The 23,266-nt window shown below is 46.0% G+C and carries 27 protein-coding genes; 21 read left to right on the top strand and 6 right to left on the bottom strand.

Going from position 1 to position 23,266, the window contains the following annotated elements; translation table 11 throughout:
• Window position 1: 1 nt before the first annotated feature.
• From AB3489_RS08530 to recN, 4 genes are read left to right on the top strand one after another with little or no spacing between them, the layout of a single operon-like run.
• Entirely contained in the window at window positions 2-820 is an 819-nt protein-coding gene (locus AB3489_RS08530) for an NAD(+)/NADH kinase (protein WP_019225578.1), read from the top strand.
• Window positions 810-1,418 (top strand): class I SAM-dependent methyltransferase, encoded by a 609-nt coding sequence (locus AB3489_RS08525; protein WP_176714392.1) that lies wholly within the window; start codon window positions 810-812, stop codon window positions 1,416-1,418. The genes AB3489_RS08530 and AB3489_RS08525 overlap by 11 nt, the downstream gene beginning before the upstream one ends.
• Window positions 1,415-1,864, top strand: a complete 450-nt coding sequence (gene argR, locus AB3489_RS08520) for an arginine repressor (protein ID WP_368292559.1) — start codon at window positions 1,415-1,417, stop codon at window positions 1,862-1,864. Before AB3489_RS08525 ends, argR begins: the two co-directional genes overlap by 4 nt.
• Before the next feature lie 53 nt (window positions 1,865-1,917).
• On the top strand, window positions 1,918-3,588 hold the full coding sequence (gene recN, locus AB3489_RS08515) for a DNA repair protein RecN (RefSeq protein ID WP_368292558.1): 1,671 nt from the start codon (window positions 1,918-1,920) through the stop codon (window positions 3,586-3,588).
• A 99-nt stretch (window positions 3,589-3,687) separates the two neighbouring features.
• Here the strand turns inward: recN and AB3489_RS08510 are convergent, their stop codons facing one another.
• Window positions 3,688-4,707, bottom strand: a complete 1,020-nt coding sequence (locus AB3489_RS08510) for a YbhN family protein (protein ID WP_368292557.1) — start codon at window positions 4,705-4,707, stop codon at window positions 3,688-3,690.
• A 231-nt stretch (window positions 4,708-4,938) separates the two neighbouring features.
• Here AB3489_RS08510 and spoIVB point away from each other — a divergent pair, with 231 nt between their 5' ends.
• Both spoIVB and spo0A read left to right on the top strand, forming a co-directional pair.
• Window positions 4,939-6,138, top strand: coding sequence for a SpoIVB peptidase (gene spoIVB / locus AB3489_RS08505; protein ID WP_368292556.1), 1,200 nt, complete (start codon window positions 4,939-4,941; stop codon window positions 6,136-6,138).
• A gap of 119 nt (window positions 6,139-6,257) precedes the next feature.
• Window positions 6,258-7,067, top strand: a complete 810-nt coding sequence (gene spo0A / locus AB3489_RS08500) for a sporulation transcription factor Spo0A (RefSeq protein WP_368292555.1) — start codon at window positions 6,258-6,260, stop codon at window positions 7,065-7,067.
• A 90-nt stretch (window positions 7,068-7,157) separates the two neighbouring features.
• Here spo0A and AB3489_RS08495 read toward each other — a convergent pair whose 3' ends face one another.
• On the bottom strand, window positions 7,158-7,724 hold the full coding sequence (locus AB3489_RS08495) for a hypothetical protein (RefSeq protein WP_368292554.1): 567 nt from the start codon (window positions 7,722-7,724) through the stop codon (window positions 7,158-7,160).
• 139 nt (window positions 7,725-7,863) lie between these two features.
• On the opposite strand from AB3489_RS08495, the gene AB3489_RS08490 reads away from it, so the two are divergent.
• The 9 genes from AB3489_RS08490 to AB3489_RS08450 all read left to right on the top strand — a co-directional run bounded on the left by AB3489_RS08490 (window position 7,864) and on the right by AB3489_RS08450 (window position 16,098).
• Entirely contained in the window at window positions 7,864-8,388 is a 525-nt protein-coding gene (locus AB3489_RS08490; protein ID WP_368292553.1) for an NUDIX domain-containing protein, read from the top strand.
• Between the two features lie 78 nt (window positions 8,389-8,466).
• Window positions 8,467-9,066 (top strand): stage II sporulation protein M, encoded by a 600-nt coding sequence (gene spoIIM, locus AB3489_RS08485; RefSeq protein WP_019225571.1) that lies wholly within the window; start codon window positions 8,467-8,469, stop codon window positions 9,064-9,066.
• A gap of 102 nt (window positions 9,067-9,168) precedes the next feature.
• Window positions 9,169-10,140: a site-specific tyrosine recombinase XerD gene (xerD, locus tag AB3489_RS08480; RefSeq protein ID WP_368292552.1), complete on the top strand. Its 972-nt coding sequence runs from the start codon at window positions 9,169-9,171 to the stop codon at window positions 10,138-10,140.
• Window positions 10,109-11,293 (top strand): phosphopentomutase, encoded by a 1,185-nt coding sequence (locus tag AB3489_RS08475; protein ID WP_368292551.1) that lies wholly within the window; start codon window positions 10,109-10,111, stop codon window positions 11,291-11,293. The genes xerD and AB3489_RS08475 overlap by 32 nt, the downstream gene beginning before the upstream one ends.
• Window positions 11,286-12,119, top strand: a complete 834-nt coding sequence (locus AB3489_RS08470) for a purine-nucleoside phosphorylase (protein ID WP_368292550.1) — start codon at window positions 11,286-11,288, stop codon at window positions 12,117-12,119. Before AB3489_RS08475 ends, AB3489_RS08470 begins: the two co-directional genes overlap by 8 nt.
• 412 nt (window positions 12,120-12,531) lie before the next feature.
• Window positions 12,532-12,654 carry a hypothetical protein gene (locus AB3489_RS08465; protein WP_368292549.1) on the top strand — a complete coding sequence of 41 codons (123 nt, stop codon included), beginning with the start codon at window positions 12,532-12,534 and terminating at the stop codon, window positions 12,652-12,654.
• 47 nt (window positions 12,655-12,701) lie between these two features.
• Window positions 12,702-14,003 (top strand): pyrimidine-nucleoside phosphorylase, encoded by a 1,302-nt coding sequence (locus AB3489_RS08460; RefSeq protein ID WP_368292548.1) that lies wholly within the window; start codon window positions 12,702-12,704, stop codon window positions 14,001-14,003.
• A gap of 341 nt (window positions 14,004-14,344) precedes the next feature.
• The gene (locus AB3489_RS08455) at window positions 14,345-14,833 is read left to right on the top strand and encodes a CoA-binding protein (protein ID WP_019225564.1); all 489 of its coding nucleotides are present in this window, start codon (window positions 14,345-14,347) and stop codon (window positions 14,831-14,833) included.
• Between the two features lie 92 nt (window positions 14,834-14,925).
• Window positions 14,926-16,098: a D-alanyl-D-alanine carboxypeptidase family protein gene (locus tag AB3489_RS08450; protein WP_019225563.1), complete on the top strand. Its 1,173-nt coding sequence runs from the start codon at window positions 14,926-14,928 to the stop codon at window positions 16,096-16,098.
• A 79-nt stretch (window positions 16,099-16,177) separates the two neighbouring features.
• On the opposite strand, the gene sigF is transcribed toward AB3489_RS08450, so the two are convergent.
• Genes sigF through AB3489_RS08435 form a run of 3 tightly spaced genes read right to left on the bottom strand, consistent with a single transcriptional unit; the run spans window position 16,178 to window position 17,760 of the window.
• Complete coding sequence (gene sigF / locus AB3489_RS08445) at window positions 16,178-16,960, bottom strand: RNA polymerase sporulation sigma factor SigF (protein ID WP_019225562.1); 783 nt, start codon at window positions 16,958-16,960, stop codon at window positions 16,178-16,180.
• Window positions 16,961-16,974: 14 nt separating this feature from the next.
• Complete coding sequence (spoIIAB, locus tag AB3489_RS08440) at window positions 16,975-17,412, bottom strand: anti-sigma F factor (protein ID WP_015042555.1); 438 nt, start codon at window positions 17,410-17,412, stop codon at window positions 16,975-16,977.
• 30 nt (window positions 17,413-17,442) lie between these two features.
• Window positions 17,443-17,760: an anti-sigma factor antagonist gene (locus AB3489_RS08435; RefSeq protein ID WP_019225561.1), complete on the bottom strand. Its 318-nt coding sequence runs from the start codon at window positions 17,758-17,760 to the stop codon at window positions 17,443-17,445.
• A 191-nt stretch (window positions 17,761-17,951) separates the two neighbouring features.
• On the opposite strand from AB3489_RS08435, the gene spoVAC reads away from it, so the two are divergent.
• The 4 genes from spoVAC to AB3489_RS08415 are packed head-to-tail and all read left to right on the top strand — an operon-like array spanning window position 17,952 to window position 21,361.
• A complete protein-coding gene (gene spoVAC / locus AB3489_RS08430) occupies window positions 17,952-18,422 on the top strand; it encodes a stage V sporulation protein AC (protein ID WP_019225560.1) in 471 nt (156 codons plus the stop codon).
• A gap of 24 nt (window positions 18,423-18,446) precedes the next feature.
• Window positions 18,447-19,457, top strand: coding sequence for a stage V sporulation protein AD (gene spoVAD, locus AB3489_RS08425; protein WP_026071852.1), 1,011 nt, complete (start codon window positions 18,447-18,449; stop codon window positions 19,455-19,457).
• A 13-nt stretch (window positions 19,458-19,470) separates the two neighbouring features.
• Entirely contained in the window at window positions 19,471-19,833 is a 363-nt protein-coding gene (gene spoVAE / locus AB3489_RS08420) for a stage V sporulation protein AE (protein ID WP_019225558.1), read from the top strand.
• A gap of 4 nt (window positions 19,834-19,837) precedes the next feature.
• Window positions 19,838-21,361: a spore germination protein gene (locus tag AB3489_RS08415; protein WP_019225557.1), complete on the top strand. Its 1,524-nt coding sequence runs from the start codon at window positions 19,838-19,840 to the stop codon at window positions 21,359-21,361.
• Window positions 21,362-21,457: 96 nt separating this feature from the next.
• Here AB3489_RS08415 and AB3489_RS08410 read toward each other — a convergent pair whose 3' ends face one another.
• On the bottom strand, window positions 21,458-21,883 hold the full coding sequence (locus AB3489_RS08410; protein ID WP_019225556.1) for a hypothetical protein: 426 nt from the start codon (window positions 21,881-21,883) through the stop codon (window positions 21,458-21,460).
• Window positions 21,884-22,054: 171 nt separating this feature from the next.
• On the opposite strand from AB3489_RS08410, the gene AB3489_RS08405 reads away from it, so the two are divergent.
• The gene (locus AB3489_RS08405; RefSeq protein ID WP_019225555.1) at window positions 22,055-22,327 is read left to right on the top strand and encodes a hypothetical protein; all 273 of its coding nucleotides are present in this window, start codon (window positions 22,055-22,057) and stop codon (window positions 22,325-22,327) included.
• 289 nt (window positions 22,328-22,616) lie between these two features.
• Window positions 22,617-23,255: a B12-binding domain-containing protein gene (locus AB3489_RS08400; protein ID WP_019225554.1), complete on the top strand. Its 639-nt coding sequence runs from the start codon at window positions 22,617-22,619 to the stop codon at window positions 23,253-23,255.
• Window positions 23,256-23,266 lie beyond the last annotated feature (11 nt).

The raw sequence follows: 23,266 nt of genomic DNA, 5'->3' as shown, positions 1-23,266 counted from the left end.
GATGCGAAATAAGGTAGGGATATGGATTAACCATTCTAAAATTACGAAAGAGAGCATCACCCCTCAGCTGATTAATTGGTTCAACAGTCAGGGATGGGAAACTGTACCGGAATGGGACCAGGAGATTACGGAAGATGTTGACTTTGTACTTTCCCTTGGCGGAGACGGCACAGTCTTGAAAGCTGCCAGAGAAGCCGCCCGGTTCAACATCCCGGTTCTCGGCGTGAATTACGGCCGGCTTGGTTTTTTATGCGAGGTTGAGCGCGGCGAAATCTATTCTGCCTTAAAAAAGGTGCTGCGCAATGAATATACGGTCGATGAGAGACTCATGATGATTACTTCATATTTCAAAGACGGTCAGAAACAGCAGGATATGGTTCTGAATGATGTCGTTTTTATCCGGGACAGTGAAGAGACGCTGATAACGCTTCAGGTCAAGCTTTCCGGTGAACCGATTGCGAGTCCGCCTTCGGACGGCTTGATTATTGCAACCCCGACAGGTTCGACCGCCTATTCACTTTCAGCCGGCGGACCTGTTGTGAGTCCGGATGTTCAGGCCATGCTGATCACGCCGCTGGCTGCTCATGCGCTTTCGTCCCGGCCAATGGTCATATCAAACAAGGAAAAAATAGATATCAGTCTGACCAGAGGCAATAAATGCCGGGTGACCGTTGACGGGAAGTATCTGACGACCATGAATTCCGGAGATGCGGTCCGGATTGAGACGGCTCCGATCAAAGCAAGATTTATCCGGCTTGGAGGAAGGAGCTTCCCGAAGGTTGTCCGGGAGAAACTCCGGGACCGCTGGCATGAATCATGAGATGAACGGTGTCTTTAATCCGAAGGGAATCGAAAATACGCAGACAATGTTAAAAATGTATCTGCAGCACCTTATCCAGCCGGGAGATCAGGTGATTGATGCTACGGCAGGACGCGGCAAGGACACCCTTTTTCTGGCGGAATGCGTGGGTCCTGAAGGCCGGGTGTTTGCGTTTGATATTCAGGAAGAAGCTATCCAATCAACCCGGGAACTGCTCGCAGCGCATAAGATGCTCGACAGGGTAGCCTTATTCCAGGAGAGTCACACAGAGATTGGGCGCCTTGTTCCGCAAGGAATCAGAGCTGCCGTTTTTAATCTCGGATATTTGCCCGGGAGCAGTCAGACAATCATTACCGGGCCGGAGACAACGCTTCGGGCGGTAAATGATACATTGAAGCTGCTGGTTGCCAAAGGGGCCATCATGTTGACCGTCTATCGCGGACACAGCCGCAGCTTGGAAGAAGCAAATACACTGAATGCTTATGCAGCGGAACTGTCCAAGAAGGATTTTCATGTCCTGCAGGGAATGTATCTAAATCAAGGTGAGACATCTCCATATTGGCTAACAATTCAGAAGAACAGAGGTGATCATTCATGAAAAGCCGCCGTCAGAAAAAAATCCAGGAACTGATTACCAATGAACCGGTTAAAACGCAGGAAGAATTAGCGCAAAGGCTGCTCGAAGAGGGCTTTCATGTCACACAGGCCACTGTTTCACGGGATATCAAGGAGATGGGTCTGATCAAGATATCCGGCTCGGACGATGAATACCGCTATGCCATTCAGGCTGAAGCGCATCCTCCCGGGTATCAGGAAAGATTGAAACGAATGTTCAAGGAAGTTGTGATCTCGTTCGACAGCAGCGAAAACATCATTGTGATCAAGACCATACCGGGAAATGCGCAGGCGATGGCGTTGCTGCTTGACAATATTGGCTGGAAAGAAGTGATCGGCACTGTAGCTGGTGATGATACCATCTTTCTTCTGATCAAACCTAAAGAACAAACAGAAATCATTCTGGAAAGACTAACCGAACTGAGCTGAACCATGCCTTTAAAATCATGGATTGACTGCGTATGGCAAAGAGGAGGAGACCTATGCTCGTAGAACTTCGCATCAAAGATTTTGCACTGATGGAAGATGTCCATTTGGTTTTTGATAAAGGCTTGTCTGTTTTTACAGGGGAGACAGGAGCCGGAAAATCCATGCTGGTCGATGCGCTGGGTTTGCTTCTGGGCGGAAGAGCCAGCAATGAATTTCTGAGGCATGGCAAGGACAAAGCGTGTGTGGAAGGGATTTTTTCCAATCTGCCGCTGAAATTGACTGAAATGTTGCAGGACGAAGGATATCCGCTCGAAGATGATCTGCTGTTTCTGTATCGGGAAATCAATGATTCCGGCCGGAATGTCTGCCGTGTTCAAGGCAGAACCGTCCCGTTATCCCTGTACCGGACATTCTGTGAAGGACTCGTAGACATTCACGATCAGATGGAGCACCAGTCACTGCTGCAGGCCGAAACCCAAAGGGAGCTCTTAGACAGTTTCGGCGGCGAGGAGCATTTAAAACTGCTGAAACAAGTCAGGGACGCGGCTGTCAATTACCGGAACACCATGTCCAGAGAAAGAGAACTCCTGCGTTCGGAGCGGGACAGGGAGAAAAGGGAAGAAATACTGCGTTACCAGATTGAGGAGATTGACCGGATTGCACCGGTTTCCGGGGAAGAGGAATCTCTGGAACAGGAGAAAAAGTTTCTGCTGAATGCCGAGAAGATCGTCAGTCTTGTCAATGAAGCCTATGATGAACTATATGCCGGAACCAAAGAAGCCTCTGATTCTGCTTTTGATATGATTGGGTCAGCCACGGAAAAAATGGGGGAACTCTCGGCGCTTGATCCTGAGATTGAGGAGCTGCATAAGAACCTTGAAGAGATCTATTTTAGTCTCGAAGATTATGTGACCAAACTGCGGTCGTATAAAGACAGGTTGGATTTTGAACCAGGAAGGCTTGACGAAATTGAAACCCGCCTGATTGATCTCGGGAAGCTCAGAAAATACGCGTATACGATTGAAGCTGTTTTGGAAAGACGAGTTGAAATGGAAGAAGAACTTGAAGAAATTACCCATCTTCAGGATGAAAAGGAAAATATCCGGCGCGAAAAGAAAGAGGCGCTGACAACGTATAATAATCTAGCGGAGGAACTCAGCCTGAATCGCGGGATCCAGGCTGAACGAATTGAAAAGGGCCTGGCAGACGAATTGCTCGATTTGGGACTAAACGAGGCCAGGATTGAAATCATATTCTCACCAGTCACCGAACCGTCGCCCGAAGGTGCGGAACAGATCGAATTTTATTTTTCCGCGAATGTCGGAGAACCTCCCAAGCCTTTGGCCAAAGTGGCTTCAGGCGGAGAAATGGCCAGGATCATGCTGGCTTTCAAAAGCTTATTATCGAAAGTGGAAACTGTGGATACGTTTGTTTTCGATGAAGTGGACAGCGGAGTCGGCGGCAGAACGATCATGAAGGTCGCTGAAAAGCTTGAAAAAATATCTGAGAACAGACAAGTGCTCTGCATTACCCACTCGGCCCCTATCGCGGCATTTGCCGACAGCCATTTTGGCATTGATAAAGTCGTTGTGGAAGACCGGACACAGACCAAAGTCAATCGGCTTGGCGAAAGTGAAAGGGTCCAGGAAATGGCCCGAATGCTTGGCGGTGAAAGAGTCGCGCTAAGCCTTGCGGAGGAATTATGGCAGCAGGCCAAAAAATAAATTAACAGGCCAAAAAATAGTTAAAAATGTAATAAAAAAGTGCCTTGTTATTTCGCATACAAAAGCGATAACAGGGTACTTTTTAAATACGGGCTTCCTTTACGACTTCCTTAAGTTTTGTTTATAAAGGTAATCGATCAGTACGACAATCCCGCCTACGAACAAGTTTAAATAATAGATGATGAATCTCCAGAGCATGATCGCATAGATCATAACACTGGAAGGGAAAACCAGCCCGAATATCAGGTAAAATCCTCCCTCGGATGCTCCGGCATTTCCAGGTGTCGGAATGTAATTAATCGCCATGTAATGCAAAGACTGCACAGCAAGAATATCAAACAGGGACGCGTCTCTTAAACCAAATGACAGATAGACAAAATAGGTTACGCAAAAGTACACGATGACTTGAATCAACGTATAGAGACAGGTTAGAAGCAGAGCTTTGCGGTCTCTCAGGAACAAGCGCAGAGAACTTCTGTATTCCTCAATATGTCTGGAAAAGATTTGATCGTTCATATTCTTGGCCAGTTTGATTTTATGAAGCAGTCTTAAGATCAGAAGGCAGACCTTTTTCACAATCAAACTGTTGTAACAGAGCAAAAGCAGAGCCAGCGTCGATATGATATTGATCATAAAACCTATAGCAATGAAGGTTTTGCTGACAGCACCCTGCTCAAAGATAAAATCATACTTAAAAATAGCCATAACCAAGGCGAAGGCAGTCACAATAATATGATAGATCGTAAATTTATTGATCGTGACGGATGAAGCCAGCCCCAGCGGGATTTTATAGTCATTTTTCATCGTATAGACCTGCGCGACAGGCTGTCCTCCGCCAGAAAAAGGAGTAATGGAACTATAATACTGTCCAATCAGCGCTATTTTCATATATTGCCAAAAACGGATACCTTGATCAGAGATCTCAACAATCACTTTAATAATTAACGCATCAAAAAACCAAAAAAGGACCATGCAGACAAGTGCCAGGAATAACAGTCCTCCATCAGTTATGGCGATCAGGTGAGGTATAATACTAAATTTCGAACTGGAAATCAATATCCAGACGGTCACTGCAATGACCAGGGCTGTAAAGAAATAATTTACAAATATTTTTTTCATGTTTGTTTCCTTTTATAAGCATTGTAAAACCTATTATAACCCAACAAATGACAAGAGTGCTAGCTTTTGTCATTTGTTTATTTCGCCATAAATTTAAGAAATCCTAGAAAACATTTCACAGGATGAAACCTTTTTATAAGGGAAATCTAATACTGCAATAAAAAATTTTATTGTATCTCTGCAGAGAAAAAAATACGTGAGGAGGGTGAAAAACTGAAGGGAAAAAACGGTTTGCATAAAAGACTAACCCGTATTATTTTCCGAATAGGAATTCTCCTCGTTTTTACCCTTAGTATTCAACAAATTGCAGGATTCTATCAGAAAACAGAAACCAGTCGTTTTTACCCGGTAATTAATTATCTCGATTTTTTTTCAGCAGGCAAGGAAGTCAATAAAGCACGGCCATCCGTTGTTCCAGGCGGACAATCCATTGGAGTGACCTTGCAGACCAAAGGAGTCTTGGTCGTAGGATATGCTCCGATCACGAACAAGGAAGGCAAACAGTCTTATCCTGCAAAGGATTCTGGAATAGAAGTCGGGGACATCATTTTAAAAATTAATGGCATCACAGCAACGAATGATTTTCAGGTAGCACAGGAAATCGATAAAAAATGCAAAGAAAACAAAACCATTGTGCTTGAGATCAAACACAAAGAAAAAATTCTGGAGAAAAAGATTCAGCCGGTATTCTGCTCAGAAACCCAACGATATCGGGTAGGGCTGTTTATCAGGGACGAGGCTGCAGGCGTGGGAACTCTGACATTTATTGAACCCAATACGAAAATATTCGGGGCTTTGGGACACGTAATCACGGATATTGATACCAATGACCAAATTGAATTAAGTGACGGTAAAATCGTCGAATCCACAATCTACTCCATTGAAAAAGGCCAAAGAGGAGACCCCGGAGAAAAAATTGGTACGTTTATGCTTCAGTCAAATTTCACCGGTAAAATTGCCAAGAATTCAGGCAGCGGGATATTTGGTATTTATGAAGGTGAAGTCCGGAATCCGTATTTCAGTACCATTGTCCCTATAGCTTGGAAATCTGAGGTTGAGGTTGGGCCGGCCAAAATCTATACGGTTTTAAAAGACAATACCATCGAAGAATTTGACATTAAAATAGAAAAAATTATGCAGTACCGGACTGACAACAAAAACATGATTATCAGGATCACCGATCCGGAATTGCTGGAAAAAACCGGAGGGATCGTCCAAGGTATGAGCGGCAGCCCGATTATTCAAAATGGCAAAATTGTTGGCGCCGTTACGCATGTATTTGTCAATGATTCTACCCGGGGATACGGAATATTTATTGAGAAAATGATAGACGAATCAGGTATAATAAGTAAAGCTGCAGCCGCCCGCGAGGGCGGTTTTTTCAGTACATGCATGCTTATTATATTTCTTATTATAAAAAATGATACTTGATACTGAATATATATATTTTTCCAATAGATCAGAAGGAATTGGTAAATTCTTGTCGAAGAGTAACAGAATTGGATTTATATGTTTTTTCGGCGTATCTTTGGAAACTGGAGGATAGTTCGATGGAAACGAAAACGATAAAAGTTTTGTTGGCTGACGATAACCGCGATTTTATTGAAGTATTAAAGGAATATATAAGCAATCAAAAGGACATGGTGCTTTTGGGTGTAGCTTATAACGGAAACGATGCACTGGATATGATCAAAAAAGAGGAACCTGATGTCGTGGTCCTGGATATAATTATGCCTCATCTTGACGGATTAGGCGTTATGGAAAAACTAATAAACACGATCAAAAGACCCAAAGTGATCATTTTAACTTCTTTTGGCCAGGAAAATATGACACAACGGGCAGTTCAGCTGGGGGCTGACTATTACATATTGAAACCGTTTGATTTGGAAACGTTAGGGAAAAGAATACGGCAGCTGGTCGGGGTTTATGAAGCCGCTCCCTCGTTTAACAATATTTCAAATGTGATGTTATCTTCGAATATGAGCAGTGTTATCCAGGTTAACGCCAAAAATTCCAAGATGATTGAAGTTGAAGTTACCAAGATGATCCAGCAGATGGGAGTACCCGCGCATGTTAAGGGCTATCAGTATCTGAGAGATGCTATTGTCTCCGTGATCAAAGATGTTTCTCTGCTTGGTGCTGTGACCAAAGAATTGTATCCCATGATCGCCAAAAATTATGGGACGACTCCCAGCAGAGTGGAAAGGGCAATCCGCCATGCGATTGAACTAGCCTGGGACAGAGGAAATATTGATTTCATGAACAAATTTTTTGGCTATACGATTAATGTTGACCGCGGGAAACCGACAAATTCCGAATTTATCGCTATGGTCGCAGATAAGTTGAGAATTGCTGATTAATTGCCTGCTGAACTCAGCACCTCAGAATTTTATTTCGAATAAATTCTGAGGTGTTTTAAATTGTTCAGCTATATACGATTGAATGGCGGTCTAGGTTTTGCCAAGATACTGGATGATCTGAGCCTTGTCTTCCCTGGAAGCATGATAAATTGGCTGAAGCTGGCCTTTGGAGATACCGGCCCATCGTAAATAGATAATTTGTTCGTATTGTTTTTCAAATACCGGATCAAAATATTTCAGATTTAAAATAATATAATGCTGATTGACCTGTCCGGTATCAATTCCCTGGGTCTGAATATCGACGGTGACAACTAAATCCACAGTGGAATCAGGAGAAACATAATTGGCGAGGGAGATCTGATCAACCTGGAGCGGTTCGGCATTTAAATCACTGTCTGCAAAGATGGCCTGGCAATGGAGTGAAGCTGCCGGATGCGTACCGACGTTGGTAAAATGAAAGCTGAATGTCAGATCTTTTTTATGGAGGATCTCCACAGAAGGAGATTGCGTAAAGGTAAGGTAGGGTCTGACTGATTCCCGTTCTTCCTTCCAGGCTGTCAGGGAAATATAGACGGTAATCATGGAGGTAACAGCAAAGATAAAGGTTGTTATCGTTACCAGCAGCTGATAGGTGTTATGATGAGATTCAGTCGACATATTTACGCCTCCCAGACCAAACAAACCTATTCTATCTTAGTATGGAGGGAGACGATAATATGCCGGAAGCCGGTACAAAAAAACATCATGAAGAGTGCAATCCACAGATTTTATGGAATACGAATACAGGAGGTTTAGCATGGACAAAATCGGCCTGACAGAAAAATGTATTGCCGAACAGAGCGTATATTCCGGAAAGTTCATCAGTGTCAATCAGGATACCGTTGAACTACCGAATGGAAAAACGTCTATTCGGGAAATTGTAAGGCATCCGGGTGCTGTAGCCATCGTGCCTGAACACGAAGGCAAGATCCTGATGGTTCGCCAGTACCGCTATGCGCTGGCCAAAGAGACGCTGGAAATTCCAGCCGGTAAAATGGACCCGGGTGAAGATCCGGAAACCTGCGCCTTAAGAGAATTAAGAGAGGAAACAGGTTATGAAGGAGAACTGAACTATCTTGGCTCCTTTTATACATCACCGGGTTTTACCGATGAGATTATCCATATCTACCGGGCACAGCATCTGAGCTGGTCCCCTCTGGACTGTGATGAGGATGAGTTTCTGAATGTGGTAGCTGTTCCGAGGGAACAGGCCCTGCAAATGGCAGGGAGCAGCGGGTTCTTTGATGCCAAAACTGCCATTGGTCTGCTTCTGGCTTTATAAACATTGTCCTAGTTGACATAGTCTTCTGCCTTCCTGAATATGATTTTCTTGAGGACAAGTCTTCGGGGAGGTAGAATGATGAAGAAAATGCTGTACGATCATATCAAGCAGTACTGGGTTATCTATCTGACGCTCTGCTGCGTATTTCTGGCAGGAGGTGTTTTCGGAGCAGTTGGGGTCGGTTCATTGGGCATAGAAAAAGCGAAAGAACTAACCGGTTTTTTTAACAGCCTGCTCGGAGAACAACCAACCGCCATCGACACGTCATTCCTTCAGCAGCTGGCCAGGGATAACTTTATTATGATGGCAGGGATATGGGTCCTCGGCTTGACGGTGATTGGAGCTCCGCTGGTGTACCTGATCGTCTTTACGAGAGGATTTATCTTCGGTTTTACCGTTGTGTTTATTATTCAGCTGAAAAAAATGATGGGCTTGGGCTTGGTTCTGTTTACGGTCCTTTTTCCATCGCTTCTGGCAGTTCCGTGTCTTCTGCTCGGAGCCGGTCTAGCGACTGTTTTTTCGTTTCTTCTGCTGCAGGGCAGGATGCGGGGCGATTTTCTGAAGAATAACTTTCTCCACTACTGTGGCATGGCCTTATTGATCTCCATCGCGGCTTTAGCCACCGGGGTGATACAGGGATATTTCACCATACTGGGGGCCCGTCTTTTTGGTTTATAGACAGGGTACGAGTCTTATTTTTAAAATTAAATATGAACGATAATCCCTAAAGAAAAGGATAATTCCTCCTTGCGTAGAAATGAACTGCGGGGAGGATATTTTATGTCTAAAGATAGCAAATTAAGGGATGATCTGTTAGAAGATTATCTGTATCATCTGCGTGTTGAAAGAGGGCTTTCCGTAAATACCTGTTCCAATTACAGCAGGGATCTGTATAAATTTGTGCTTTTTATTCAGGAAAATGGCAGGACAGTTTTGCAGTGCAGTACCTCAGACCTGATCACTTTTATTCTGGGCGAAAAGAAGCAGGGGAAATCTGCAAGAACACTGGCCAGGTATACGGCAGCCTTAAGGGGATTTTACGGGTATCTGCTTCAGGAAGACAAAAGAAATGACGATCCAACGGTCTTTCTGGCGGCCCCTAAACTCGAACAAAAGCTGCCCCACGTCTTGTCGGAAATCAATCTGACCAGGGCAATTGACCAGAACGATAGTCAAAATGATCTCAGCAGCAGAGACCGGGCGATTGTCGAGGTGCTCTATGGAAGCGGGCTCAGGGTCTCAGAGCTGATTGGACTCAGCCTGAACGATATTTCCTATCATTTAGGATATATTCGCTGCCGGGGCAAAGGGAATAAAGAAAGAATCGTACCTTTGGGTGAGCCCGGTATCCTTATCTTAAAGGCATACAATGATTCCACAAGGCAAACGCTGCTCGCCCGCAACCCGAAACCAACAGCAGAAGCCAGGAATATCCTTTTTCTCAATTCACGCGGCAAACCGCTGACACGTCAGGGTGTCTGGCTGATTCTGAAAAAATGGGCAGCGGAAAACAACTTGGGATCAAGTGTCTACCCGCATCTGTTAAGACATAGTTTTGCAACGCATTTGCTTGATAATGGCGCTGATTTGCGTTCGGTTCAAGAAATGCTCGGACATGCCGATATATCGACCACTCAGATCTATACGCATTTAACAAGAAAACGCCTGCTGGATGTTTTCCGCAAATCACATCCGCGGGCTAAAAAAGGAGGAAATGCAGATGGTTCGGGCGATACTGATCGTAATGGATAGTGTTGGCATCGGAGCAATGCCGGATGCAGCCCAATATGGCGATGAAGGAAGCAATACACTTGCGAATATATCCAAGCAGGCAGGCGGATTGAAAATCCCGAATCTTGAGCGTATGGGTCTTGGCAACGCACGCGAAATTCCTTTTGTTTCTCCCCAAAGCAATCCTGCTGCAAATTACGGGTTCATGGCTGAAAGATCAAAAGGCAAGGATACCATCACCGGCCATTGGGAAATGACCGGTATCATTCTAGATCAGGCCTTTCCAACTTTTCCGTCCGGCTTTCCAAATGATTTTATCAGAAGGTTTGAAGAACGAATCGGCCGGCTGACTTTAGGCAATGAGGTGGCATCCGGCACGGAAATTATGCAGCGCCTCGGGGCAGAGCATGTCAGGACTGGACAACCGATCGTTTATACCTCAGCCGATTCGGTATTCCAGATTGCAGCGCATGAAGAGGTCATTCCGTTAAGCGAGCTGATGGAAATATGCAGAATTGCCCGGGAAATGCTGCAGGGTGAATTACGGGTTGCCCGTGTTATTGCGCGTCCTTTTCTCGGTGAAGCAGGCAATTATCAAAGAACGACCAACAGGCATGATTTTGCAGTTGACCCCCCTGCCAGAACACTGCTGGACAGGATTACTGAAGCCGGGCAGAAGGTGTTAGCAGTCGGCAAAATCAACGATATCTTTAATGGCAAAGGAGTCAGTGAGCATGTCAGCTCCCGTGGAAATGACGATGGAATCAGCAAGACCATTGAATATCTGCGGCGGGACGACCCCGGCTTGATTTTTACAAACCTTGTTGATTTTGATATGGTTTATGGACATCGCAATAATGTCAGGGGTTATGCCGAGGCACTTGAGGCCTTTGACGCCAGAATCCCGGAGATTACCAGCATTCTCAGGCAGGATGATATCCTGTTTATTACGGCTGACCATGGCTGTGATCCGACGACAGCAAGCACAGATCATTCCCGGGAATACGTTCCGCTGCTTGTTTACGGGCCGAAGCTGAAGCAGGGAGTGAATCTTGGACAGAGAGCCTGCTTTGCAGATCTTGGAGCGACCATTGCTGAATATTTAGGGGTACAGCGGCTTGAAAACGGAACCAGTTTTTATACGGAATTAAAAGGAGAGAACCAGCATGATTAATGAACAAGTCATGACGACATGGCTGAATGATGCCCAAAATTTTCTGCTCAAGAAAATCCCATATATCCCTGAACTAGGAATCATTCTGGGTTCAGGTCTTGGCAAGCTGGCCGAACTTGTGGAAGATGCGGTCGTTATTCCGTACAGTGAGATCCCGCATTTTCCTGTGTCTACCGTTACAGGGCATTCTGGCAAGCTGATTGTCGGAACACTGGGGAACAGAAAGGTCATGGTTCTCCAGGGACGTTTCCATTATTACGAAGGTTATGAGATGCATGAAGTGACTTTCCCGGTCCGTCTGATGCAAACGATCGGGATGAAAGGTTTGGTCGTGACCAATGCCGCCGGCGGCATCCATCCGGACTACCGTCCCGGTGATCTGATCGTGATCAAAGACCATATCAATCTGACTGGAAGCAATCCGCTGCGCGGAGCGAATCTCAGCAATCTTGGACCGCGTTTTCCGGATCTCAGTGAAGCCTATGACGGCAAATGGAGAGAGCTGGCGCTCTCCCTGATGACGGAGCACGGTTTGAATCCGCGGCAGGGAGTCTATGCGGCTCTCAGCGGACCGAGCTATGAGACGCCTTCGGAAATCCGTTATTTGAGAACGATTGGGGCCGACCTTGTTGGGATGTCCACCGTACCGGAAGTCATTGTTGCGAATCACGGCGGGATGAAAGTGCTCGGCATTTCATGTGTGACCAACATGGCCGCAGGGATCTTGGAGCAAAAGCTCGACCATCAGGAGGTATTGGCGACGGCGGATCGAATTGAGGAGACGTTTCTGCGGTACATGAGGCAGCTAATCGCGTTGCTGGACTAACGGTATGCATTATAGGCATGCTTTCACGCCTGGAAACCTCTTCAGGGGCTGTCTGGGTTTCCAAATTACTTTAGGGGTAGATCTCCGTGTAAAAATTCTATTTGGGTAGGTCAGCGTGCCACAGCACCGCTCTTCGGCTATTGCGCCCTCCGTGGCGCAAAAAGCCGCGCTACGCAATCCTGCTACGCTCTTCGCGGAGCCGTGGCACGCTGACTGATCTGAGGGTTTTATTTCAGCGCAGATAATCGCAGATGATTGTTGAAAATACAGTTGTTCCAATGATAACTCATTTCTTTAGCTGGAAGCCTCATCTATTAACTGTGAGCTTTGTTCATCTGTGGATGTAGGGTTGTCGCTTTCGTATTGAAATGCTTGCGACAATGCCATGATAAAACGCTTCTTACATCATGACATGCACAATAGACTTAGACTTGTAATCAGTCTGGGTGTCACAACTCCGCGAGAAGCGGAGCACGATGCGGAGCGCGGCTTTTTGCGCCACGGAGGGCGCAATAGCCGAAGAGCGGTGCTGTGACACACAGACCAGCCCCAAATAAATAGTTATAAGGCGGCATGAATACGATGAGAATGGTTGAGCTGATTGAAAAGAAGAAAAACGGCTATCCGCTTACGCGGGAGGAGATCAGGTTTATCGTTCAGGGCTATGTTCAAGGAAAAATCCCGGACTATCAGGTCTCGGCCTGGGCGATGGCGGTCTATTTTAAGGGAATGACCGTTCAGGAGACATCGGAGCTGACCATGGCGATGGCGGAGAGCGGAGATCAGCTTGAACTGTCCCTTCCGGGGAAAGTATTTGTCGATAAGCATAGTTCCGGAGGTGTCGGGGACAAGACGACGCTGGTTATTGCCCCGCTGGTGGCGGCCTGCGGCGTCCCGGTTGCCAAGATGTCCGGTAGAGGACTCGGACACACCGGGGGAACCATCGACAAACTCTCTGCTATTCCCGGATTCCGGGTCGAGTTAGGAGGGCAGGAATTCCTGCAACAGGTCGGCAGGATCGGCTTAGCGGTTATCGCTCAGACCGGAAGGATGGTTCCAGCAGATAAAAAACTCTATGCCTTACGGGATGTTACGGCAACCATCGACTCGATTCCGATGATCGCTTCTTCGATCATGAGCAAAAAAATTGCTGCGGGTGCCCAGGGAGTTGTGCTGGATGTAAAATACGGCGCAGGTGCCTTTATGGCGACTTTGGAAGAAGCTGAAACACTGGCGAAAATCATGGTCGGGATCGGTAAAAATTTGGGCAGAGATATGGTGGCGGTACTGAGCAGTATGGATCAGCCGCTCGGGAGGACCGTCGGCAATGGCATTGAAGTTCTTGAGGCGATTGAGTGTCTGCAGGGCAAGGGACCTGATGATTTAATGGAAGTGTGTCTGGAGCTGGCAAGCTGGATGCTTGTGCTCGGGAAGAAAGCTGCTACAATCACGGAAGCTGGCGAGATCCTGAAAGATACACTGCAGAGCGGCAGAGCCTGGGAGAAGTTTTTGGCGTTTGTTCAAGCCCAGGGAGGCGATACGGCCGTGCTGCATGCCAAAAACCTGCCCTTGGCTTCAGAGAAAATCGTTTATAAAGCCGAAAGAGCAGGTTATATTCAGCATATTGATGCCCGGAAGATTGGACTTCTGGCCATGGTTCTTGGAGCCGGCCGGGAAAACAAAGACAGTGAGATCGACTTTGGAGCAGGCGTTTATCTGTTGAAAAAGGCCGGTGACGCAGTGCAAGCCGGTGAGCCATTATGCATGCTGTATACTTCTTCTGCCGAAAAAAGTTCGCTTGGATTGGCAAAGGCTGTAGAGGCGATTACAATTGGCGAAGAAAAGCCGCTGCTTAAGCCAACGGTTTCGACAGTGATCCGGTAAAATGACCAACCAATAATCAAAAAAATGTCTTTGCACAATTGCTTAAGAACCCGAAAGTTCTTTACGGCATACCCGGTGGAGATCACGTTCTGAGAATTTCAATATCACCTGAAAAACTAATATGACTTAAACGAAACAAGACTTAAACGAAATAAAGACTTGAACTGCAAAAGGTTCAGGTCTTTTTGTGTCTTCAGGCAATTTTTAGATGCTCATCTCATAGACTATTCTTAAATAACAGCTATTTAACGGTTCTTTACATACCTGTTGATCAATCATTTGTAAATATTACGCTCATGCGGGGGTCTAACCCAATACTGACGCTGACTGGAGTGAAACCGATGAAAGAAGCCAAGACGATCTATGCGTTTTCCGGCAGTCTGGATACAAGCATGCGGTATGCTGTCTATGCCAGTTCTGACCGTTTTCTGAAGCATAAGCATGCCTGGAAAGCAGCCCATTGTCTTAAGTACTTTGGCTGCAGGGTCTATCTGGTTGCTCCGGATCTAAAAACATTTGAAGGGAGCAAGGTTTATCCGGATTTAAGCGCACTTCAGGGTAGAGTTGATGTTGTGGTTCCGTGCCTTAGGGCGGAGCTGATTCAGGACATTGTCAGGAAAACAGTGGAATGCGGGGCCAAAGCAATCTGGTTTCAGGAACAGAATTGGACGCCTGAACTTGACGCAGCGTGTGTGGAGAATGAAATCGAAGTGGTTCGCGGTTGCGTTTTGAAACATAAAATCTATCCAAGACCATTTGCGTATCTGAATCCTTGTTATTGGCACGGCTGGAAGGTTAATAAAGTACCGGGAAAGTATCAGAGGAGTTAATCCAATCTGAAGAATATTGGAAACATAACATGATTTAATTTTATAAGGGCATACTAAAACAACAAACACAATTTAGCTTGGGAGGTTTTAGTATGCCTAAATTTTGTTTACGGATGCTGACAGTGGTTCTGGCCGCGGCATGTTTGCTCGGATGGATTGCGGTGCCGGTAAAGGCCGCAAATATTGAGACATCCGCTGAAAGTGCCATTCTTATGGATGCGGCAACGGGCAAAATTCTTTATGAAAAGAATGCTCACAAGGAACTGCCTCCGGCAAGCGTTACGAAGCTGATGACAATGCTGCTGGCAGCAGAAGCTGTTGAAGAGGGCAAAGTCAAACTGACCGACACGGTGACGGCGAGTGAGAATGCCTCTTCTCTCGGCGGATCGCAAATATATCTTGAACCAGGAGAGAAGTTCACCCTGAAAGAACTTTTGATCTCGATCGCAGTAGGGTCGGCAAATGATGCCTGCGTGGCTGTTGCGGAACATATCTTCGGAACCCATGAGGAATTCGTGGATTCGATGAACAGAAAGGCCAAGGAATTAGGACTTAAGAATACCCATTTTGCCAACGCATACGGACTGCCGGCTGAGGGGCATTACACGAGTGCCTATGATCTGGCGATTTTAGGCAGGGAAGCACTCAAATACCAGCTGGTATCACAGCTGACATCCATGAAGGAATATGAACTGCGCAACGGTGATTTTAAATTGTGGAACACCAATAAACTTTTATGGTGGTATGAGGGAACCGATGGATTTAAGACCGGCTGGACGCAGGAAGCAAAATACTGCTTGGCCTCAACTGTAAAAAGAGATGGCCTGAGACTGATCTGTGTTGTCATGGGAGTCCCGCAGGTCAGAGGCCATTTTCAGGAGTCTATGAAGATGTACAATTATGGTTTTGCCAATTATGTTTATAAAGAATTTGCCCCTGCCGGTTCCAAACAGGGAGAAGTCATTGTTCATAAAGGGAAGCTGCAAACAGTTGACCTTGTCAGTCAGGAAGCTGTCGGCTTGTGTATTGAAAAAGGGAAGGAGAAAGAATGCCGGATTGAAACCAGGTATTTTGCAAACCCGGTATCCGCACCAATTGCCAAGGGACAGCAGCTCGGAGAGATGATCATTTATTGCGGTCAGAAAGAAGCAGACAGCATAAAGCTTGTAGCTGGAGAAGAAGTTGGAAAAGCAGGACTGCTGGAGATGTTCAAGCGTACGGTCCGGCAGTCCTACAGCATGATCCCGCCGATCTATGCCAACTAGTAGCTCGATTCCAACATAACGTTGACTAATCCGAGCAAAGCCACTTTATCTTTGTTGTTAACGGGATTTACAAAGCGATCTACTCATAAGGACTGTCGTTCAAAATCTGCTTTAAATGGAGTAAGGCCGCGCGTTCGATCCTGGAAATCTGGACTTGGGAGAGGTTCATGACTTTAGCAATTTCATTTTGCGTTCTGTCCTCAAAGAATCGCTGATACAGAACCTCTTTCTCCCTTCCGGGCAGTTTATCGAGAACTTCCTGCAGGGCAATTTTTTCAAACCATCCCGGATCGGCATCCTTCTCCTGCGGAAGTTGATCAATAACATAAATAGGATCAGAATCGTCCTGATAAAGCGTATCATGAATCGACGACGGGCTTTGCACTGCTTCGATGGCGAGTATGATATCTTCACTCGGTGTGCCGATATCTTCGGCAATTTCGTTCAGCGTGGGTTCTCTATTTAATTCCGAGGAAAGCTTTTCCCGGGAACGGTTGATTTTGTAAACCAGCTCTTTATAAGAACGTGGAACTTTAATAGGATGGTCATCTCTCAAAAATCTTCGGATTTCTCCAATGATCATCGGTACGGCGTACGTGGAAAATTTAACACCGTACGAGAAATCAAATTTATCGATGGCTTTGATGAGGCCAATGGTGCCAATCTGAAAGAGATCCTCCAGATCATATCCCCTGTGGGAAAAACGCTGGATCATATTAAAAATGAGCTTCAAATTACAATTGACCAAACGCTCCCGGGCATCGATGTCGCCATTTTGGGCTTTGTGTAAAAGCTCCATCAATTCTTGGTCGGAGAGCAGGGGAAAACGGGGCAGGTTCATATCTGAAAGTCGTTGAATCATCTTCACACCCCCTCTTAATGAGAGGACGGACGGTTGTGGCTTAAGTATTTCACCATCAATACTTTGGTTCCTTTGTTAACTTCAGACTCAACCCGCAGTTCATCCATGAAGGACTGCATAAAGATAAAACCAAGTCCCATTCTGTCAGGGTCCGTAGAATAAGAAGCTTGCATGGCCTGATTCACATCGGGGATACCGCAGCCGTTATCGGTTACTTGTATGGAAATTTTCGTTTCATCTGCCTCCAGCTCTAACGTGACAAACTGATCAGGTGCATTGCTGTAACCATGGATAATTGCGTTGGAAACTGCTTCAGAGACAGCGACCTTCAGTTCTTCAAGCTCGCTTAAGGCCAAATCCATTTGGGCTCCGAGCGAAGAGGCCAGCATGCGGGCGATTGTTACATTCTGCGGCAGACTCGAGAATGTCAGGATTATTTTATTGACTTCCATTGATTATTCTCCTTTCAACTCTAAATTCATTTATACGGCAGGTTCTTTTGGTAAAAATTCTATAATTTTGGGAAGCCCCGACAGTTCCATGATCCGGTAAATATGCGGCGGAGCATTGGCAATTTTAAGTTTTCCTTCGAGAGGAAGCAGTTTTTTATATCGTCCCAAAATAACCCCTAGACCGGAACTGTCTATGAAACGGAGATCATCCAGATGCAAGATCACCGTCCTGACTCCTTTTTTCTCTATATCCAGATCAATCACGCTTTTTAGCTCACTGGCATTCTTCATATCTAGTTCGCCTTCAAGATATAAATGCAGGGTTTGTCGTTCAATTCTTTTATTCATTGATGCCACGCTCCTATATTACAAGTCGTTAAATCTATCTTCGACATCACCCAAATATTTCCTTCGTGCTTGGTCCTGAAATTATTGACTGATTCTGGTATAAAGTCGATAAACAAATAAAACAATTGACAATACCTGAATTTCTTAGCGAAAAATCGGGAATTATTAATCAAAAAAAGGGGTGAAAATCATTGTCGGAATCAAAGCTCCGTCCTCCATCCGTTGCGGTGACCCAGGAGGAATATAAACAATTAACAGAAAAGCTTTCGCCAAAACCAACGGTTTTGAAAAATGCGCTGTCGGCATTTGTTGTCGGCGGAATCATCTGCAGTTTCGGCCAGATGATTGTCAATTTTTACATGAATTACCTCGGGCTGGCTAAAACGGCTGCTCAGACAGCCGGAACAGCAACGCTGATAATGATAGGGGCTATTTTGACCGGTCTCGGTGTTTATGACACGATTGTAAAATACGGAGGAGCCGGAGGGATCATTCCCGTGACCGGTTTTTCAAACTCGATGGTTTCACCGGCACTTGAATATAAGAGAGAAGGCTATGTGTTTGGTGTAGGCGGGAAGCTTTTTACGATTGCCGGCCCAGTTTTGGTTTATGGAATTACAAGTTCAATCATTGTTGGCTTGATCTATTTATTGATCAGATAATCACGGAGAAAGAAGGAAATCATGTTGCATTCCAAAAGAGCAGGCAATCAGACGGTTGTTTTTAAGCAGCCGCCGGTTATTCTGGCTGGGTATAACGTTGTCGGACCCAAGGAAGGACAGGGTCCGCTAAAAGATACTTTTGACATGGTCTTAAAAGACAGTTATGGGCAGGAAAAGACCTGGGAAAAAACGGAAATAAAAATGCTGGAAACTTCCATGACGAGAGCTGCGGCCAAGGCAAATGTTCCGCTGGATTCCGTGGATTATAACCTGGCAGGGGATCTGCTGAACCAGATTATTTCGTCGAACTATGCTGCCAGAAAAATCGGTCTTCCGTTTATCGGCCTCTATGGCGCTTGCTCGACGATGGCGCTTTCCACGGCCCTCGGTGCAATGCTGATCGACGGCGGGTTCGCGTCTAAAGTACTTTGCAGTGCATCCAGTCATCATGAGACAGCAGAGAGACAATACCGTTTTCCAAATGAGCAGGGCAACCAGAGAGCAATGTATGCCCAGTGGACGGTAACAGGAGCAGGCAGCATCCTTCTGGCTGCTCAAGGAGAAGGACCCAAAATCACAAGTGCAACGATTGGCACGGTCTTAGACTACGGTGAAACCGATACCAATAATATGGGTGCGGCCATGGCGCCTGCTGTTGCCGACACCATCCTGAATCATCTTCAGGACCTTAACCGTCAGCCGGATTATTATGATTTGATCATTACCGGAGATCTCGGGACGGTCGGGCTTCAACTCTTACTTGAGGTTTTGAAACGAAGCGGCCTGCAGCTGTCCAATAACTTCTCGGATTGCGGCGTGATGATTTACAGCAGCGAACAGGATACGCATGCCGGTGGGAGCGGGTGCGGCTGTTCCGCGGTCGTGCTGACAGGGCATCTCCTGAATAAATTGAAAAGCCGAGAACTGCAAAAAATCTTATTTGTCGGAAGCGGAAGCCTTCATAGTTCTGTATCATCCCAACAGGGTGAATCCATGCCGGCAATTGGTCATGCCGTGTCGATTGAAATGAGTTAAGGGAGGTCTTTTGATGCTGAATAACATTCTACCTGCTTTTCTGGTTGGCGGACTTCTGTGCGTCGCCGGACAGCTGCTGATGGACCTGACGAAAGCCAAAATCACGCCGGCACATGTGCTGGTCGGGTACGTGACCGGCGGAGTTATTCTTGGCGGACTAGGGCTTTATGAACCTCTGGTTAGAATCGGAGGTGCCGGTGCAACCGTGCCGCTTTCCGGTTTTGGATATACGCTGGTCAAAGGTGCGATGGAAGGAGCACAAAGCGGCGGCATACTTGGGGTTCTGGCCGGCGGTGTTCAGGCCGGTGCAACAGGAATTGCTGTTGCGGTATTGTTCGGCTATCTGACAGCAATTATATTTAATCCGAAAGGTTGATGATATGAGCTCAACAGCAGAAACGACAATGAGCATTTCCAAAAACTATCAGGAAAACGTCAGTTATTTGAATCAAAAACTCGGCGTACCTGAAAGCTTTGACATTGTACTTCGGGAAATGAACATCGGCGGCAAAAAGATTGCAATCTATTCCGTCAATGGAATGATCAGCAGACCTGCCAGCAATATGATTCTGGAAGTGCTTTCGAAGATTGAACGTGTGGAACTCGCCGTGAATGCGGTAGACAAGCTTGTAAAGTCTAAAATAGTTGACCTGCAGGTTTCGGAAGTCGAAGCCATGGATGAAGTCATCTACTTTCTGTTATCCGGAACAATGGCGATACTGATTGAGGGAAGAACGCAGGCTATCATTGTAGATCTCAGGACTTATCCGGGCCGCATGCCACAGGAACCGGATATTGAGCGGGTAACAAGGGGTTCACGCGATGGGTTCACGGAGACACTGGTTTTTAATACAATATTGATCCGCCGTCGGCTGCGTGATCCGGGCCTGCGGATGAAGCTCGTGAAAGCAGGCAGCCGTTCCAAGACGGATGTTTGCATTGCTTATATTGAAGATATAACGAATCCCAAAATGGTGGAGTATATTGAAAAAGAAATCAAAAATATAAAAATTGACGGTATACCCATGGCGGAAAAAACGGTTGAAGAGTTCATCCTCGGCAGTAAATTCTGGAACCCGTTTCCAAGAGTCAGGTATACGGAAAGGCCTGATGTAGCAGCAATACATCTGCTTGAAGGCAATGTTATTGTGATGGTCGACACTTCTCCGAGTATTATTATCGCACCTTGTACGTTCTGGCATCATGTCCAGCATGCGGAAGAATACCGCCAAGAGCCGGTCGTGGGTATGTATTTGCGGTGGGTCAGGTTTATCGCGATATTTCTGTCCGTGTTTCTTACGCCGCTTTGGCTCGCTGCAGCTTTAAATCCTCAGCTGCTTCCCGAAGGACTTCAGTTTATTGGAGTGCAAAAACCGGCTAGAATTCCTTTGGTGTTTCAGGTGCTAATGGGAGAATTGTCAATCGATATGCTGCGAATGGCGGCAATTCATACCCCGTCGCCTCTGGCTACAGCCCTGGGTTTAATCGCGGTGTTCATGATGGGTGATGTGGCTATACAGGTCGGGCTGTTTACACCGGAGGTTGTAATGTATACCGCTATTGCGGCAGTCGGGACATTTGCGACACCAAGTTATGAACTGGCTCAGGCTAACAGGCTTGTCCGCCTATTCCTTGTCCTGGCTGCCGGGCTGTTTAATTTCTGGGGATTTGGAGCAGGTGTTTTGCTTGTTCTATTTGTTCTGCTGCGGACCAATTCTTTTGGTGTACCGTATCTCTGGCCATTGATTCCAATGGATATCAAGGCGCTGTCCACAATCCTGATACGTAATCCGGTCCCGATTAACAACCTTAGACCGAGTATCTTCAAACCGAAGGACCGAATCAGGCAGCCTAAGGATAAACAAACGAAGGAAAAACAGCCTAAAGAAAGAACAAATCCCTAGACGGATGGTCACAGAAGACAAGGAACGGCGACAGCCACGGATAGCCTAGTGCCGCGATGCCATGGATGGCAAAGAGCGGCGACGGCTACGGATGGCCTAGTGCCGCGATGCCATGGATGGCAAAGAGCGGCCCGGCCGGACAAACACCAAGTCCAGGGAAACAAGAAGTAAAATGGCGATTAGGATCTTATTCAGATTATTTGCAGAGACAGCCACCTGCGGGGCGGCAGGCATCAGATAGCCGTTTTGATAAGAACCTGAAAGGATAGAAGAGGGGGGAACAGGACTTCGCAGAACCGGTCCCGGCAGGAGTGTACCAGGCAGATTTGCAGCCGGTAGGACGGTACCAGGTAAAAATGCCGCCGGAAGTACGTCCCTTCGCTGTCCTGTCTGTCCTGTGCGGGAATACGGGTATGAAACTGTCCGGGGATTAGCGTAATTCCCTCTGGCCATAGAAAAATAACGCGGATCGTTTGCAGCTGGGGCCAAAGACATATGGTTGGTAAACAACATATTGCTCATGTTGATCTCCCTCAATTAATTCGTACCGGATACCTGATTTGGAGGCATTAAAACTCAACAAAAATATGATATGATAAAGAAAGAAGATATAGCGTTGACCATGCTAAGGTATTATACGAAATAAATTGCCATTGTGATACAATCATGGTAATTTATGGGGAGAGGTTAATCATGATCATAGGTTTTGGTTTTGGAAGTCCGCTTACGGCGCTTTTGATGCTGGTCGTCACAGCGTCGCTTTCGTATTTTTTCTTTAAAGCGATCAGAGGCCGACGGAACGTTGACAGGACCGATGATAGGGGCAGTGATATCTCAGAACTCAGGCGGAGAAAACGCGCCTACTACTATGAACAGAGACAAAGGGCCAGGGAATTGATGGACGCGTATGATCTAACCGATCAGGAGATAGAGGAGAGAATTAACCGGGAACTAGACGAAAAATAATGAGGTACGAAGCCCTAAATAATTATCAGGGCTTGTCTGTCTTTGCTCTAAAAGGCGGATGATGTTTTTTAACTTTTTTCTTGGATTATGAACCGTTACTTATTTCCATCAACTCATAACTCCTGTTACTTTATATATAGAACAAGTGACAAGTTTATTATCGGTAGCAATACCTGAGCGGGTTGAAGCGATTGCTAATAGTGATATTTTTTGACGGTTTGCATAATTGAAATACCTTTAGTGTTTATTTATAATGTAAGTAAGTACAGGTACGTAAGGAGGGGATACTTTGGATTATAAAGTGAGTGAATATGTAAAGATGCTCGATATTAACAGCGCAAAAGAAGAGGTAGAGAGAATGCTGTCTCAGAAGATCGAGCCCAAGGAAATCCGAAATCAGATATTCTTAGGCCTTACAGAAGTCGGGAGAAAGTATGAAAGAGGAGAGTATTTCATCGGGGATCTGATCGTTTCCGGTATGCTCGTCAAAGAAGTCCTGGCACTGGAAGAAATGAAGGATTCTTCCAGTGCCAATAGTCCTCAAAACAAGGGACGGATCTTAATTGGTACGGTTTGCGATGATATTCATGATATCGGCAAAGATATTATGACGGAGTTATTGGCTTCCGGGGGCATTGAAGTAATCAACTTGGGGGTGGATGTTCCTCCTCAAAAATTTGTGGAAGGCATACGGAAATATAACCCGGATATTCTGGGCTTAAGTTGCACCATGACCACCTCAATCAATTATATTTTTAAGACGATTGATGTCATCAAAGATGCAGGGTTAAGAGATAACCTGAAAATAATCATAGGCGGGACTGCGATCAGTAAAAAATATTCCAACATTAACCTGGCGGACGAAATTGTCAACGATGCGTATAAAGGGCTTAAAATATGCCAGGAATGGGTCGGGAAAAACAGTTAGCTTTTTCACAG

It is taken from the genome of Dehalobacter sp. TBBPA1 (assembly GCF_040931655.1).
GTDB lineage: Bacteria > Bacillota > Desulfitobacteriia > Desulfitobacteriales > Syntrophobotulaceae > Dehalobacter > Dehalobacter restrictus.
The sequence above is the reverse complement of the archived record's forward strand: the minus strand, read 5'-3'. Positions and strand labels throughout refer to the sequence as shown.

What these genes read in the sequence shown, in the direction of transcription:
- AB3489_RS08510 (WP_368292557.1), bottom strand. Translation starts at nt 4,707, where the DNA reads ATGAAAAAAATATTTGTAAATTATTTCTTTACAGCCCTGGTCATTGCA.
- AB3489_RS08405 (WP_019225555.1), top strand. Translation starts at nt 22,055, where the DNA reads ATGATCATAGGTTTTGGTTTTGGAAGTCCGCTTACGGCGCTTTTGATG.
- AB3489_RS08525 (WP_176714392.1), top strand. Translation starts at nt 810, where the DNA reads ATGAATCATGAGATGAACGGTGTCTTTAATCCGAAGGGAATCGAAAAT.
- AB3489_RS08435 (WP_019225561.1), bottom strand. Translation starts at nt 17,760, where the DNA reads ATGAATAAAAGAATTGAACGACAAACCCTGCATTTATATCTTGAAGGC.
- AB3489_RS08530 (WP_019225578.1), top strand. Translation starts at nt 2, where the DNA reads ATGCGAAATAAGGTAGGGATATGGATTAACCATTCTAAAATTACGAAA.
- AB3489_RS08495 (WP_368292554.1), bottom strand. Translation starts at nt 7,724, where the DNA reads ATGTCGACTGAATCTCATCATAACACCTATCAGCTGCTGGTAACGATA.
- spoIIAB (WP_015042555.1), bottom strand. Translation starts at nt 17,412, where the DNA reads ATGGAAGTCAATAAAATAATCCTGACATTCTCGAGTCTGCCGCAGAAT.
- AB3489_RS08460 (WP_368292548.1), top strand. Translation starts at nt 12,702, where the DNA reads ATGAGAATGGTTGAGCTGATTGAAAAGAAGAAAAACGGCTATCCGCTT.
- spoIIM (WP_019225571.1), top strand. Translation starts at nt 8,467, where the DNA reads ATGAAGAAAATGCTGTACGATCATATCAAGCAGTACTGGGTTATCTAT.
- sigF (WP_019225562.1), bottom strand. Translation starts at nt 16,960, where the DNA reads ATGATTCAACGACTTTCAGATATGAACCTGCCCCGTTTTCCCCTGCTC.
- argR (WP_368292559.1), top strand. Translation starts at nt 1,415, where the DNA reads ATGAAAAGCCGCCGTCAGAAAAAAATCCAGGAACTGATTACCAATGAA.
- spo0A (WP_368292555.1), top strand. Translation starts at nt 6,258, where the DNA reads ATGGAAACGAAAACGATAAAAGTTTTGTTGGCTGACGATAACCGCGAT.
- AB3489_RS08450 (WP_019225563.1), top strand. Translation starts at nt 14,926, where the DNA reads ATGCCTAAATTTTGTTTACGGATGCTGACAGTGGTTCTGGCCGCGGCA.
- AB3489_RS08465 (WP_368292549.1), top strand. Translation starts at nt 12,532, where the DNA reads ATGCACAATAGACTTAGACTTGTAATCAGTCTGGGTGTCACAACTCCG.
- spoVAE (WP_019225558.1), top strand. Translation starts at nt 19,471, where the DNA reads ATGCTGAATAACATTCTACCTGCTTTTCTGGTTGGCGGACTTCTGTGC.
- AB3489_RS08455 (WP_019225564.1), top strand. Translation starts at nt 14,345, where the DNA reads ATGAAAGAAGCCAAGACGATCTATGCGTTTTCCGGCAGTCTGGATACA.
- xerD (WP_368292552.1), top strand. Translation starts at nt 9,169, where the DNA reads ATGTCTAAAGATAGCAAATTAAGGGATGATCTGTTAGAAGATTATCTG.
- AB3489_RS08475 (WP_368292551.1), top strand. Translation starts at nt 10,109, where the DNA reads ATGGTTCGGGCGATACTGATCGTAATGGATAGTGTTGGCATCGGAGCA.
- AB3489_RS08410 (WP_019225556.1), bottom strand. Translation starts at nt 21,883, where the DNA reads ATGAGCAATATGTTGTTTACCAACCATATGTCTTTGGCCCCAGCTGCA.
- recN (WP_368292558.1), top strand. Translation starts at nt 1,918, where the DNA reads ATGCTCGTAGAACTTCGCATCAAAGATTTTGCACTGATGGAAGATGTC.
- AB3489_RS08470 (WP_368292550.1), top strand. Translation starts at nt 11,286, where the DNA reads ATGATTAATGAACAAGTCATGACGACATGGCTGAATGATGCCCAAAAT.
- AB3489_RS08415 (WP_019225557.1), top strand. Translation starts at nt 19,838, where the DNA reads ATGAGCTCAACAGCAGAAACGACAATGAGCATTTCCAAAAACTATCAG.
- AB3489_RS08490 (WP_368292553.1), top strand. Translation starts at nt 7,864, where the DNA reads ATGGACAAAATCGGCCTGACAGAAAAATGTATTGCCGAACAGAGCGTA.